The sequence below is a fragment of the Chitinimonas sp. BJB300 genome, assembly GCF_002735695.1.
GTDB lineage: Bacteria > Pseudomonadota > Gammaproteobacteria > Burkholderiales > Chitinimonadaceae > Chitinimonas.
Genome location: NZ_PDZH01000034.1, coordinates 26,496 through 39,707, shown reverse-complemented (window position 1 = coordinate 39,707; position 13,212 = coordinate 26,496). Strand labels below are relative to the sequence as shown.

Here is a 13,212-nt window from a genome sequence, read left to right as displayed (position 1 = left end):
CATTTGCAAGCCACAAGCGCGGGCAAAAGCTGCATCAACCCATTGATTTAACCATTGTGCTGGTCTCACCAAAACCGATATCGGCATCATGGCGAATTCCTAAATACATCTAACCGAACAGTATTGGGTTCAACCCCCCGTGATGTCAGTGAGCCATTTCTCGTTTGGGGCGGTTCACCACCCGAAATGCATAGCTGTGTTTCCTGAATTTGATGTCATGGAAAAGAGCTGAGTTTGTCGAACTAACAACAATAAGGAATTACTAATGTATATCTTGCCTAGCATCAAATGCATTGGTGAAATTGAACTGATTAATGCGATGTAAGTAAGGAAATCGAACATGCAGCACTTCATCATCGCTGACTTTGCCTGGATAACTGGGAAAGGTACCCAAAGCGCATGGCGAATTCTTAATATGCAAGCGATCCGAGCGGTTAGCAACGATACGAGCGTTAATCCATGCCGCTATTAGATCGCTCTGAAATCGCCCAGGCCAATGTTGGGGAATCGGTTTACAGCACCGTAAGTGCATTGAGTGCTATGCAGAGCCGTGATCAAGGCCTAGGCCGTTCCAGCCAGAATCAACCAGCATTTAGCCAATTGAAAGACAAAGGCCACAGCAAGGATAGCAACATGAAGGAACTCAACAATTGCGTATTCCGGCGATCGTGACCGCTGATTCCGGTCGATCGTGACCGGTGTCGCATCGTGCGATGTTGCGCATCTACATTGTAGGGGTGTCGGTCACGATGGGTCTGGATGGACCTCCTTCTGGCTTGATTTTGGCTTCTGCCGAAGAGACTCGCCCGTCAGGGTGAAACGGTGATTCTTTTGCATCACGCGGTCCAGAATGGCATCCGCAATCGTGGCGTCGCCCACCCAGGCATGCCAATGCTCAATCGGTAACTGACTGGTAATGATGGTGGCTTTGTTGGCAGCCCTGTCATCAATAATCTCCAGCAAGTCCGCACGCGTTTGGGGATCAATACCAGCCATGCCCCAGTCATCAAGCAGCAACACATCCGTCCTTGCCAGCTGCACCAGCCACTTGCTAAACGTCCCATTGCCATGACGGATGCGCAGTTCCCCACCCAGTCGGGGGACCCGTTGGTAATACGCAGAGTACCCCCGCCGACAGGCGTACTGGGCCAGCGCACAGGCCAGCCAGGACTTCCCCGCCCCCGTGGGGCCGGTGATCAACACATTGTGCCCACTGTCAATCCAGTCACCCAAAGCCAGACTCATCACCGCCTTGCGATCCACACCGCGCCCGACACGGGTATCCCAATCCTCAATGCTGGCCTGGTTGTACTTCAGCTTGGCATCTTTAAGTAGTCGGGTCTGGCGTTTGTCATTGCGCCAGTGGACTTCACGGTCCACCAGCAGCGCCAAGCGTTCTTCAAAGCTGATGGCCGTCATGCCAGCCTGGCTGAGTTGCTCTTCCAATCCCAAGGCCATGCCAGCCAGGCGCAGACCGCGCAGTTGTTCAATCGTCGTATTCATCATCATGGGGGTGCCTGTTGTCGCTGTGGTTGCTGTTGTCATTGGTAATAACCGGGGCCGCGTACATGCGCGTGCTGCGGACTGGTCCACTCAGGCTGGGTGGGTTGCACCTGGTCCCGCCCATTGACCAGAATGTCGCGTACATGGGTGCTGTTGGTCGTGCCCAGCTCCAGTGCCACCACACAGGCGGCCTCCAGCCGTGGCCTGGTAAAACGCTTGGCCAATGCCAACAAACCCAGACAGGCCCGGTAGCCGTGTTCAGGGTGTTTGCGGGTTTCCAGTAGACGCGTCACCAACGCACCGGTGGCCGCGCCAATGCTATTGCCCCAGTGGATCAGCCGCTCTGGCGTCCACTCCATATGCGCACGATGCGCCGCAGACAGGTGTTCGGGCACGGTGGTGAAGCCCCCCTTGTGCGCACAGCGCAGGTGGGACGCTACACGCTGCCCTCGGTGCAGCACCTCTACCGCGCGTGCCGTGACACGGGCCTCGAGGACTTGCCCGACCAGCGACTGCGGCACGCTGTAGCGATGCCCCTCAAACTCGATGTGCTGGTCAATATGCACCCGCACGGTCTTGTAAACCGCCAACTCCCAGGTATGGACCGGCAAAGGTTGCAATGCGGGTGCGTCCAATTGGGCAAACGCACTGGCGCGGCTGCCCGGCAGCTTCTGAAACGCTTTGGCATTGAGTTGTGCCAAGAGTGGGGCAATGGCTTCGTTGACGTCATCGACCGTTGCAAACTTCTGGTGGCGCAGTCGCATCAGAATCCAGCGTTCCACCACCTGCACGGCGGATTCAACCTTGCCTTTGTCCTGCGGGTGGTACGGGCGTGCTGGCAGGAATGAGGTGCCGTAGTGCCGTGCAAAGTCGTGCACCGTTTCATTGGCACGGGGTTCATACCGGTCTGCATTGGCGATCAACGCCTTGGGGTTGTCGGGCACGATGAGCTGAGGCACACCGCCAATGAATCGCAATGCCTGGGCGGTGGCACCCAGCCAATCGGCCATGGTTTCGCGCGGTGTGGCACAGGCATAGGTGTAACTTGATGCGCCCAATGCGGCGACAAAGATGTGGGCGCGACTGCCGTCTGTCAACGCGATCGTGGGGCCCGCGTAATCGATGAACAATTTCTCACCGGCGCGGTGGATCTGGCGCATGGAGCGTTTGAGGGTCTTGGCGTAGCGGCGGTAATTCTCGCAGAACTGAGAGTAACGGTGGATGGCCTGATCCGGGTGCTGGGCACCATGTTCCTCCCACAGCAGCATCAACGTCATGCCTTTGCGGCGCAACGCTTGGTGGATGCAGCCATAGTCGGGTTGCACGAAACTGCTGGCTCGCTGGGGAGTGCCCAGCAGTCGGTTGTGTAGTGCCGTGTCGTCCAGGGTCTGGATTTGCGTCCAGTCGAGACCGGCGGTGTTCGCCAGGGTGATGTACTTGGTGACAACGCCTTTGGAGATGTGCAGGGCGGCGGCAGTTCGCTCATGGGAGAGCCGGGCTTCAAGTTTGAGACGTAGGACGTCGCGAATCTTGCGCATATTGATCCTTCGGGTATCGGGCATGCCTACTTCCAGCAAAGCTGGCGAGGCTACCCCGAGGGTTAGGGAAATATGCGCAACATCACACGCTGCAGGCGCCGATTCCGGTCTCGTGACCGACCGTTCCGACGTCGTGACCGGTCATTCCGGTCAACCCTGTAAATCGGTCACGGTCGTCCGGAATCAGTGTTCACGATTAACCGGAATCGTCGGTCACGATCCGCCGGAATGACCGGTCACGGTCATCCGGAATACCCAACAATCTTTCAATTGCACAATTACACGCGCTTAGCGTAACCACCGTGCCACCTGTGTCGAATACCAATCCTGTAATATCGGCACAAGTTCAGGCGGTCCTGTATGACAGCCATTATGCCTTTGCGGCGATTGCAGCCAACGCAATACTGGCGAGCCGATCCGCACTGAGCGGATTGGAATCAAAACGATTTCCTTGTGATTATGAAACCGCTCATAGCGATCTACGATCTGGAATTTAAGTCGCTTGGCCAAAGGGTCCGAAACCAGTTCTTCATCCTTGTTATCGTGGATGACATGCACCTATACGTAGGGCCCGCACTATGGCAATGCTGGGCAGAGAAACCCATCGTTGCGCCCGATCAAGCCTTTCGATAATCCCCGTTGTTTCTGCTCTCCGGCCCGCCTCTTTTCGACGTGTAGCTCACGTCACCAGACCAGCAAGGGTCCGCTTCGCCACTCCCTCACCCTTTCGATGCTCGCCTTCGGCTGCGCGCCGCATGCGGCTTCCTTTCGTGCCCTTGCTGCCCTGGCGCCGCTTGCTTGACACACGTCGAGGCGGCGCCAAAGCGCAGATTCAACTTAACGAAAAGGAAGGCTTAAATGATGAACCCAACAAACACCCAGCCCACCATTGCCACCGACACCGGGGGGGTTTCCCCCACCCCCCCAGAGACTCGCCATCTAGCAGACGGTCTACAACAAGCACCAAATAGAACTCGCTTTGATGGCCAAGCGAAAATCCGGGAAACTAAGTGCTACCGCGTCGAGGTGTACGGTGGCGAGTATTTGGATGTTGAGCCAAGCATGGCGGTCTTTAAAATCACTGCGTCATGTGCACGGGAAATAGTCAGGTTGGCCGAATTGGTAAAGGCCAACGACATCTACATGGTCGAACGCTTCGATTATCGAGTTGAATATTTTCAGCATGACCCACAGTGCTACCCGGAAGAAGCTATAGCAGCAGGTGACGAAAATTCAGTGAGAACGGATTGCAATGTGCTTGTCGTAACCAAAGATGACTTCTTCTTCCGCGCTTACGGGAAACTACTGATGTCGCAATTGAGTGCGAAAACCAGTCTGTCACTGAACTTGCGGCACATTTTGGTATCCCTTTCGGATTGGCCCCCGACCTCGTTGTGTTGAAACCGCCAGTGCAATGCATCGCTGACCCCGAGGGTGCACGACTGTTCTTTGAGGAGTTGACTGCCTCAGTAGAGTCATTACGGGGCATTGCCGATCATTACGGCGTTAATACACTGTCGGACATTTTGTACTTGCAACAGGCAATCCTGAAAGGCGAAACCATCGAGGTCTGGCCAGGTGAAACCGAAGTTGGAGAGGTGGTTGGTGCGCTACCTTCGGCAGATCGTTGGCTTAAGTACACTGAACTCGGTGGGCTCTTGAAAGCAGCGACAGTGCGCGTTGATTCAAGCGCTGTTACTTCGGATATGACCAGCAAGTAATTAACCGCAGCCTGCACGATCCTTGATCGGCAGGCTTTTCTCTTCCGGCTACCCAGGGTAATCCCACCATTTGCAAGGTGAGACTGTCAGATCAAGTCTGAACTTCTACAATTCAAAGAAAACAGAATACGGCCAATGCGCGTCGGCCATTGTCCGATCGTTTCGCACTACCGTCTTCGGTTGCTAGGCAACTGCCCGCATCACCCTGTCCATCTTCGTATACCGCCATCCTGGCGGGGTTTAGCGGCCCAGCTTCGCTGACCAACCAAATAGCGGTCCACAATTCACCCCGTAGTTGGGCAATTCGCCCTTCCCGGTCGAATCGCGAGCAGTCGCTGTGGCGCGGCGACCATCGCCTGGCGGGGCTGGTGGCCCCGCCCTGTGTCAATGCTGGGCTGGGAAACCTTTCTTTGCGCTCTATCACGCCTTTCGTTCATCCCCCGTTTTTCCTGCTCTCCGGGCCGCCTCTTTTCGACGTGTAGCTCACGCCACCAAGGCAGCAAGGATTCGCTTTGCCACGCCCTCACCCGTTCGGTGCTCGCCTTCGGCTGCGCGCCGCATGCGGCTTCCTTTCGTGCCCTTGCTGCCTTGGCAGCGCTCGCTTTGCACACGTCGAGGCGGCTCCAAAGAGCAGAAACAACTTAACGAAAAGGAAGGCACCCACTATGAACGCAAAGAACACCCAGCCCAGCATTGACACCAACAACGCGGGCGTTCCCCCCGCACCCCCCGAGGCTCACCATCGAGCAGGGTGGGTGGAAATCCCCAAATCTGAACTGAAAAAGCACTATCTATCAGGACGGGTTTATATCTCCTTCGCGGCATTGAAAGCTTTGTCGCTCGCAGGCTTCAGCCTGTCTGACCTGCTAGACCGTCTGAGTGGCTGGTCTGACCCCGTGTTGGTTGGGCAGACCATCATATTGATGGAGGGCATCCAGGCCTACTTCGGCTGTGATGCACACCGCTTGGACGACGGCGAATTTTATATGGATATCGACGTTATATCCGACGTATCGCTGCCCTTCTGTCCCCGCATATCCCTGTTCCCGCTTGGTCAAGTGTTGGCTACACCTGCTGCGCTCGATCTGTTGGCCGAACACGGTCTTAACGCTACGGATTTCATCGAGCGCCACCGCTTGGGCGACTGGTCAGAATTACCCGCTGAAGACGCCCAGATGAACGTCGACAGCATAAAACTTGGTGGCCGAATTTTCAGTGCCTACTACCTGACCGATGACCACCGCCGAAGTGCACCCCGAGTGTGGGTGATCACCGAAGCGGACCGCAGCGTTACCACGTTGTTCTTACCTGAAGAGTACTAACCCAGGCCATTCACGCCCGGCCAGACCCTTGGCCGGGCACCGATGAACCACCGAATGGGCAAACAACATGGGTAAGCGCAACAGAGTAACCGGCAGTGAGCACAAACAAGCCTTTGCCAATCTGGTGAAGCAGAACGCACAGAAGCACAACATGCATGACGTGTTCAGTGATTTTTGCGAAATGTCCGCGATCAGCATCAGCAATGCCGTAGACCGGACGCGGCGCGATGAGCGAGAAGCCCGCTATCTCGACATTGCAAAGCGTTACAACACCGACGAATTGAACCGTTTTCCAGAGATGTTGGCGCATGTCGTCTTGGAACTGGAAACCGGATTCAGTGATGTGCTGGGTTCCTTGTTCATGCAATTGGGGTTGGGAGACAGTTGGAAAGGCCAGTTTTTTACCCCCTACGAAATATCGTACCTCATGGCAATGATGACCTATGGGGATGTGGCTGAACAGATCAAGCAACAAGGGTTTGTACGGTTATACGAACCGTGTGTAGGCGCGGGTGGCATGGTCATCGCCACTGCCGATGTACTACAGAAACATGGCATCAACTACCAACAGCAGCTTCACGTTACCGCTACGGACCTGGATAAGCGGGCTTGTCACATGGCCTACATCCAGCTCGCGTTGCTCCATGTGCCGGCCATCGTCACTCACGGCAATGCCCTTTGTCCTGAAGCTCAAACCTACAGCCATTGGTTTACCCCTGCCCATGTACTGGGTAAATGGGAAGAAAAGCTAAAAATCCGCTGGTTTGTCGACGCGTTCACCGATCTCTGTTCGCAACCGTCATCCGTCGAACCCCATACGACCGTGACCCCGACTGAATGCCGATCGGCAATCGATGTCATCAAGACCGATTCACAAGCTGCGCAATTGAGCTTGTTCGAAGACCCATTAGATAGCAACCAATGAATTTGCAGTCTCCCGCTGCGCGGCAAGCGCGCCAGACAGCGGGAGATTGATGGATACCCTTACTTCTTGGAGAAAATGATGAATGCACCCCTGAATCCCATTGTTGCCGCCATGCTTGCAGGCAAAGACCCGATCACTGCGCTCATCGGCGAGCGCCGTAGCGTGCCGGTAAGTGCGCTGGAAATCTCTCGCTACAATGTCCGCACGAAAGAAACCGATCTCAGCGAATTAGTGGCGTTGATCTACTCGGTTGGCGCAGTACTGAATACCTTGGTTGTCGTTGTGCATCGGGATAAGAAAGGCAAGGCGACGGGCAAGTATGGCGTCGTGGCAGGTGGTCGCCGTATGCGTGCCTGTCAATGGCTGGTCAGCATGGGAAAAATGCCCGCTGATTTTGAAGTGCCGGTGCTGATCGTGGACGAAGCGCAGGCGGAGCAATTGTCGCTTGCAGAAAACCACGGTCGCATGGCAATGCACCCTGTAGAGCAGTTCAAGGCGTTTGCCAGCCAAATAAATGCCGGCAAAAGCATTGAAACCGTGGCTGCAAATTATGGGGTGACGCCAAAAGTGGTGGAGCGTCGACTTGAATTAGCCAAGGTCTCGCCCCGTCTGGTCGCAATGTGTGAACGCGATGAAATCGACCTTGAAATTCTGATGGCGTTTACCTTGACCGACGACCATGTCGTCCAGGAAGGCATTTGGGACAGCACCCAAAATTGGAACCGTACTGCGGCCTCCATCCGCCAACGGATCACGGCCGGCGAGGTAACGAATCAAAGCCGATATGGCCGTTTCGTCAATCCCGAAGAGTATGTGGCGGGAGGTGGCAGTATCCGCGAAGACCTGTTTTCCGATGTTGTGTATTACAAAGACGCGGCTTTGCTGGAAGCCCTAGCAAATCGGAAATTGACCCAAATCGCCGAAAAGATAAAGGAGGAAGGGTGGGCGTGGGTTGAAGCAGTGCCCGACTTGAACTATCGCAGCATGCAAAGTTATCGCACTGCACCTAGTCGATATCGTGAGGCATCCTCGGATGAACAGGCCGAAATCGATGCGCAGTCTGACGTTGCTTCAGCACTTCGCCAGCGTATCGATGAACTTGATGCCGAATTGGAGGATTGCGAGGATGACTTTGACGAAGGCGAAGTGATGGCCAAAAGAGAGGCATTGGATGACCAAGGGGGTTGGTATGCGCAACTGGAACAGGCAGAACAACGGCTTTCCGACTTGCAGGCAAAGCTAGAGATCGAGCACGACAAAGCACAGTTGGGTGTTGTGATCGGACTTGATTATTCAGGGAACCTTGAAGTGCGCCGTGACCAGCTACGCGAAGGTGAGCGAATCGATGATGATGGGGTCAAGATCGCCCGAACGGAGCCCGATCAAGTAAGTGAAAATGACTCGACCGGAGAAGCCACGGTAAAAACTAAGGCCGTACACAACAAGCAGCTGACCCTTTCGCTGACTGCCCATCGTACAGCAGCCCTGCAAGCATCACTGACTAAACGGCCTGAAGTGGCGTTGGTCGCCGTTGTGCATCAATTTGTGGCGCGCCGGTTTTATCCTCACTTCGAAGCGGGACCATTCCACGTCGGTTTGACCGTTCCCTATCTCAAGGCACAGGCAGCGGATATCGAAGACAGTCTGGCGTTTGCCTTCCTCAATGCGGAAGAAGCAAAGTGGCGTGAAATGCTGCCGCCGGAGGTGGAAGATCTGTTTGCTTGGCTGGCGATACAACCGCAATCTGACCTGGTTGAACTGCTGGCATTTGCAACGAGTGGGGCATTGAATGCAGTGCAGGATCGCGAAATTCGTTTGCCGCTCGCCGATGCCATTGCCGATGCAACATCGTGCGACATGGCCGAATGGTGGCAAGTCACCGGGAGCAATTATCTGAGCAAGGTTTCACGTGAACGCATTCTCAGCGTCATCGCCGAGGTCGTGCCGGCCTCCCTGCCCCGCCTTAGTGCAATTGGCAAAAAATCCGATCTGGTCAAAGCTGCCGAGGTGGAACTGGCCGGTAAAAACTGGCTGCCTGAAATGCTGAAGCAGCCAATCTGATAGCCGAGGCCCGCTTGTTCTAGCGGGCCATCGATCTCTACCCATTGAAATTTCAAGGCGAGCCCTGCCCTGCCTGGGGACTGTGTGCGCCAAAGGAACGCCATGTTGCTTGAGAAAAGCGGAGTACTGGCCGACACTGGCTTCGAGCCAATGACGACCAGCGGGAGACGGCAGCAGACGCTGTTGTCGGCAGCACAAATACAGACGTTGCAGGCCGCGTTGAGTGGACGAAAACTGGCGCTGTGTTTCGGTGCGGGTGTGGACTCGACTGCGATGATGGTCGCGCTTCATGTTGCCGGTTTACGTCCAGACATCGTTAGCTTTGCGAATACCCTTGGCGAGAAGCCAAGTACGATGGACCATCTGGGGCGGATGGACGAGGTGCTGGCCAGTTGGGGTTGGCCAGCCATTGCGGTGTGTACCAAACGTACCTTGGCCAGCACTGGCTATCACTCGCTGTTCGATAACTGCTGGAAAAATGAAACCTTGCCCAGCCTTGCGTTCGGTAGCGGGGGATGCTCCATAAAGTGGAAGCAAGACCCACAAGACTATTTCATCTTGGGCGCGAAACGTGGGCCCAATGCCTGCCCGCCGCATCCCGTTTGGTTGGCTGCACAGGCATGTGGTGAGCGAATCGTCAAACTGATTGGCTACGATGCGGGACCCGCTGACCTGCGCCGTATTAAAAAAGCGCCCAGGGCAGATGCGCATTTCGATTACGCCTATCCCTTGCAGTTGCTGGGCTGGACGCGCAGCGATTGTATTGCCGCCATCGAGGCAGTACTTGGCCCAGACTATGTGCCGATCAAATCGGCATACTTTTTCTGCCCGGCCAGCCGTCCCTGGGAGTTATTTTGGTTGGCAGCCTATCACCCCGATTTGTTGGAACAGTCGCTTCAGCTTGAGCGACGCGCGCTGACCGGGCGGCATTCTCGCTTTGATGCAGCGGAATGGGGCGCAAGTTGGGAGGAAATAGTTCGCACGGCTGATCGTTTCCCCAGCTCGGCGACCAGTGTCGGGCTTGGCCGCAGTTTCGCGTGGAACCAATGGGCGCGAATCCAAGGGGTGGTGGATGATGCATACCGCGTCCGACGTGCCGATGCGCCGCGCTTCATCGCCATGGCAGCACAGTTGCGTCAGGCTGACAACGCGCTGGATGCGCGAACCACGTTCAGACTGATGCGGTGAGTATTTTTCCCCTCCCGCTTTCCAACTGAACATCCACCCCTGCCCGGCATTGGGCCGGTCATGGGTGGGCCCTCCCCTACCCCTTTCCAAGTCTTTAGCGCTGACGCGCGCTTGCGCCTACGGCGCCTTTTACTACCTTCTGCTGCGGAAGATAATGTGCTGTTCTGAGTAGTGAGGCGCTGCTGTTGTAAACCCAGTTTCCCTTGGGAAAATAGCAACTCAGGCAGGGGTATCTCTGGCTCTGGGTTGATCCCTAGGCTTCACCCCAACACAACTCGACCGCCTAGGACAGTTGCTCAAAGTTTTCCCCCAGGGCGATACGATCTGCGATGACGCGGTTGGCATTGATTTTGATCAATTCCCCTTCGACTCGCCCCACCGTGATGGCCTGTTGCGCAATGGCTTCCCCGCATCGATGTGTCAGGTATTCAATTGGAAAAACCTCAATGGACGAGACGTCAGTGATTGTCATGCAGGCTGCCACCTGACCGTTGTCGACCTGAATGGGTTCTTCCAACACGGCGTAGTTTGCATTGATCTGCCGGGTGTTCATCACGTGTTGAATCGTGATCACCGCCTCTTTATAGGCTGGCGTGATTTTTCCCTGCGCATTCATTTCGCGGAGTAGCTTACGAATTGCATTTATGAGCCGCGGTTCGTTTTCATAGGCAGCCATGGCGGAGAACAAGGGAACAGCGGTTTTCATCGGAGATTCCTTTCATTTAGCTAGGTAAGCCGTCCCCCTTGGCACTCAATGGCGCAGAAAATTAATCTGTGAAAGAAGTGTTGGGGCGTTTGGGTGAAGTTGAGCAATCCATTCTATCGGCTGCGTGTTGATATTACACCACAGTGGTCGATGTTTTGAAACCATGGTTGTTATCACGGCCTTTAGACTTGCTTAGATGGAGCTACCGACACTCGCAGAACGTTTAATTGACGCTCTCAAGAAAAAAAATATGGGCCAATCGCAATTGGCTCGAATGGTTGGACTGACGCCACAAGCAGTGAATGGCTTGACCACTGGGAAAAACAAATCGATCGATGGGGAAAACCTGCTGAAGGTAGCCGCGGCATTGGGTGTGAATCCGCTCTGGCTCATCGCTAATCGCGGTCCCAGGATTCCAACAGATCCCCCATTACTCGCAGACGTCATTCCTGGCTATACGCTCGTGTCAATGCCCGACGAACTACTTCGTCTGTTTGAAGCCTATTTTGAGGTTCATGCGAATCGACCTATTCCATCTGGTTTCATTGATGGTGCCGTATTGTTGGTGAAAAGCCTGTATCCAACTGAAGAGACCGCACCCGCCACTGCCACCACAAAAGAACGTGGTAGAAAATAACGCCCTGGCGGTGTTTTCTATTAATCCCCCGCAGGTCAATGCAGGTGCCGCTGAGAAAGTAAACGTCGAGTTTGGCGTGAAGGTGTTATCTGCGGCGTCTATGCCTGAAACTCAATCAGGCTGTTCGCGTGAGAGGGGACCGGGAAATTGGCATGCGACCCTTTACGACATGGTTAATCGGATCGATATAGCGTTCAATCAACCTGCCTAAAAAACCGGTCCCTATTGTTCTGGCATGCCTTATGGTGGGGCTGATTAGCAGGGTCCAGAAGTTCGGATGGCTCTACCCGTTTTACCATCACAATAATAGGAACTAAAATTCCACTCATCACCAGCGCTGTTTTGGCAATGGACCATAGCAGAAGATCCTGCTGGGATGTCCCAAGTACGGGGTTTGCCTGGGTTATCGTATCCCCAGAGCCGACAAGACTTGCCCGAAGTAGGGCTGTCGGTGTCACCTCCTCCATCAATTGAGCAGCCAGGGCATGATTCTGCTGCGCCAGATCGGTTAGCAAACTCTGCTATTTCTGCCTTGTCTGCACTGTCAGCTCGACCTGAAGTGGCAGCACTCCCTGCCGCAGTGGCATAACCCGCATTTTGCGCAGAGCTGGCAAAATTCGCGCTTTGCGCTGCCGTGGCATAGTCAGCCGCCGATGCGCGACCAGCTGTTTTGGCGAATTTGGCTTGCACCGCATGGTTGGCGGATTGCGCCAGCACGGCATTTTGTGCATGCAGAGCGTTGGTTGCCTGCTCAGCCAGCTGCGCCTGTCTGGCGTGTTCCGCTTGTTGAGCATGGGTCGCGTTATCTGCCGTCGCCGCGTTGCCACCAAAGTTGCCTGCGGCATAGTTCAGCGTGGTGCCATTAATGGCACCGATGTTGCCGGTCGTTGCGGTCACCGTCCGATAGTTACAATCACTGCCTTTCGCGCAGAAGCTGGCCCAGGCGGACGAATTAAATCCCACGCGATGCACGACCTGACCAGGTTGTGAATCCGCTAGTGTCGTTGTCCAAGCACCAGACCGTCCCTGTAACGTCCCGTCCGCCAAAACGGCCCCGCCATCGGAACCGGCATAGTAAGCGACACGCGAAGCCAGATTGGGATCGATCCTGCCGGTTGCAGGATTCATGACCGGCGACTGCGTGGCCACCACGCCGGTGACGTTGCAGGCAGTGGTACACCCTGCCGGATTGCGCTGAAGGAGGATGCGGTAGTCGCCACCCCCCAGGCCTGACACTACTTTGCCCAACGTATTGACGCCGACGGTTTGCAATTCAGTCCAGCTCGGTTCATAGGGATTGGCGACGCCAGGTATGGCCGCCGGCGGATTACTGGCAAGTTGCAAATTGAAGCGGGCCAGATAGGCATTGGCAATGTTGCCCGCCGTCTTTGAGGTATCCGCTTCCGCGCGCGCGAGTTGGTCAACCCTGGCGGCCAACTCTCGTTGTGCTTGGTAGTAAAAAGTCACACCTGCCAACGCAATCCCGATAATGACCGAGATCAACATCCACCCGCCTTGTTGATGGTGTGGATGCAACGTGTTGAGAGTCCGATTGCACATAGTGCCTCCTTGTAAAGGCATCGCCGCCGACGGGGTTCGGTAAGCGGAGGG

Annotated in this window: 12 protein-coding genes; 8 read left to right on the top strand and 4 right to left on the bottom strand. The window is 55.3% G+C overall.

Annotated elements, in window-relative coordinates; genetic code table 11:
• Nucleotides 1-459 precede the first annotated feature (459 nt).
• A complete protein-coding gene (locus tag CSQ89_RS07915; RefSeq protein ID WP_099405625.1) occupies nucleotides 460-672 on the top strand; it encodes a hypothetical protein in 213 nt (70 codons plus the stop codon).
• 72 nt (nucleotides 673-744) lie between these two features.
• Here the strand turns inward: CSQ89_RS07915 and istB are convergent, their stop codons facing one another.
• Together istB and istA are read right to left on the bottom strand one after the other, a co-directional pair.
• Entirely contained in the window at nucleotides 745-1,545 is an 801-nt protein-coding gene (istB, locus tag CSQ89_RS07910; protein ID WP_308418128.1) for an IS21-like element helper ATPase IstB, read from the bottom strand.
• Complete coding sequence (gene istA, locus CSQ89_RS07905; RefSeq protein WP_099405623.1) at nucleotides 1,542-3,065, bottom strand: IS21 family transposase; 1,524 nt, start codon at nucleotides 3,063-3,065, stop codon at nucleotides 1,542-1,544. The genes istB and istA overlap by 4 nt, the downstream gene beginning before the upstream one ends.
• Nucleotides 3,066-3,899: 834 nt before the next feature.
• Here istA and CSQ89_RS07900 point away from each other — a divergent pair.
• The 6 genes from CSQ89_RS07900 (at nucleotide 3,900) to CSQ89_RS07870 (ending at nucleotide 10,258) form a co-directional block, all read left to right on the top strand.
• Nucleotides 3,900-4,442, top strand: a complete 543-nt coding sequence (locus CSQ89_RS07900) for a hypothetical protein (RefSeq protein ID WP_099405622.1) — start codon at nucleotides 3,900-3,902, stop codon at nucleotides 4,440-4,442.
• Between the two features lie 8 nt (nucleotides 4,443-4,450).
• Entirely contained in the window at nucleotides 4,451-4,762 is a 312-nt protein-coding gene (locus CSQ89_RS07895; RefSeq protein WP_099405621.1) for a hypothetical protein, read from the top strand.
• 665 nt (nucleotides 4,763-5,427) lie between these two features.
• Entirely contained in the window at nucleotides 5,428-6,084 is a 657-nt protein-coding gene (locus tag CSQ89_RS23680; RefSeq protein WP_308418127.1) for a hypothetical protein, read from the top strand.
• A 67-nt stretch (nucleotides 6,085-6,151) separates the two neighbouring features.
• A complete protein-coding gene (locus CSQ89_RS07880; RefSeq protein ID WP_099405619.1) occupies nucleotides 6,152-7,009 on the top strand; it encodes an N-6 DNA methylase in 858 nt (285 codons plus the stop codon).
• 75 nt (nucleotides 7,010-7,084) lie between these two features.
• The gene (locus tag CSQ89_RS07875) at nucleotides 7,085-9,070 is read left to right on the top strand and encodes a ParB/RepB/Spo0J family partition protein (protein ID WP_099405618.1); all 1,986 of its coding nucleotides are present in this window, start codon (nucleotides 7,085-7,087) and stop codon (nucleotides 9,068-9,070) included.
• 102 nt (nucleotides 9,071-9,172) lie between these two features.
• On the top strand, nucleotides 9,173-10,258 hold the full coding sequence (locus CSQ89_RS07870; RefSeq protein ID WP_199065312.1) for a hypothetical protein: 1,086 nt from the start codon (nucleotides 9,173-9,175) through the stop codon (nucleotides 10,256-10,258).
• A gap of 283 nt (nucleotides 10,259-10,541) precedes the next feature.
• On the opposite strand, the gene CSQ89_RS07865 is transcribed toward CSQ89_RS07870, so the two are convergent.
• On the bottom strand, nucleotides 10,542-10,964 hold the full coding sequence (locus CSQ89_RS07865; protein ID WP_099405617.1) for a hypothetical protein: 423 nt from the start codon (nucleotides 10,962-10,964) through the stop codon (nucleotides 10,542-10,544).
• A 196-nt stretch (nucleotides 10,965-11,160) separates the two neighbouring features.
• On the opposite strand from CSQ89_RS07865, the gene CSQ89_RS07860 reads away from it, so the two are divergent.
• Nucleotides 11,161-11,601, top strand: a complete 441-nt coding sequence (locus tag CSQ89_RS07860) for a helix-turn-helix domain-containing protein (protein WP_099405616.1) — start codon at nucleotides 11,161-11,163, stop codon at nucleotides 11,599-11,601.
• A gap of 255 nt (nucleotides 11,602-11,856) precedes the next feature.
• Here the strand turns inward: CSQ89_RS07860 and CSQ89_RS07855 are convergent, their stop codons facing one another.
• Nucleotides 11,857-13,161: a hypothetical protein gene (locus CSQ89_RS07855; protein ID WP_139023122.1), complete on the bottom strand. Its 1,305-nt coding sequence runs from the start codon at nucleotides 13,159-13,161 to the stop codon at nucleotides 11,857-11,859.
• Between the last annotated feature and the right edge of the window lie 51 nt (nucleotides 13,162-13,212).

Bases quoted from the DNA above. Each gene is read 5' to 3' on its own strand.
- CSQ89_RS07865 (WP_099405617.1), bottom strand. From the start codon at position 10,964: ATGAAAACCGCTGTTCCCTTGTTCTCCGCCATGGCTGCCTATGAAAAC.
- istB (WP_308418128.1), bottom strand. From the start codon at position 1,545: ATGACAACAGCAACCACAGCGACAACAGGCACCCCCATGATGATGAAT.
- CSQ89_RS07900 (WP_099405622.1), top strand. From the start codon at position 3,900: ATGATGAACCCAACAAACACCCAGCCCACCATTGCCACCGACACCGGG.
- CSQ89_RS07875 (WP_099405618.1), top strand. From the start codon at position 7,085: ATGATGAATGCACCCCTGAATCCCATTGTTGCCGCCATGCTTGCAGGC.
- CSQ89_RS07870 (WP_199065312.1), top strand. From the start codon at position 9,173: ATGTTGCTTGAGAAAAGCGGAGTACTGGCCGACACTGGCTTCGAGCCA.
- CSQ89_RS07880 (WP_099405619.1), top strand. From the start codon at position 6,152: ATGGGTAAGCGCAACAGAGTAACCGGCAGTGAGCACAAACAAGCCTTT.
- istA (WP_099405623.1), bottom strand. From the start codon at position 3,065: ATGCCCGATACCCGAAGGATCAATATGCGCAAGATTCGCGACGTCCTA.
- CSQ89_RS23680 (WP_308418127.1), top strand. From the start codon at position 5,428: ATGAACGCAAAGAACACCCAGCCCAGCATTGACACCAACAACGCGGGC.
- CSQ89_RS07855 (WP_139023122.1), bottom strand. From the start codon at position 13,161: ATGTGCAATCGGACTCTCAACACGTTGCATCCACACCATCAACAAGGC.
- CSQ89_RS07860 (WP_099405616.1), top strand. From the start codon at position 11,161: ATGGAGCTACCGACACTCGCAGAACGTTTAATTGACGCTCTCAAGAAA.
- CSQ89_RS07915 (WP_099405625.1), top strand. From the start codon at position 460: ATGCCGCTATTAGATCGCTCTGAAATCGCCCAGGCCAATGTTGGGGAA.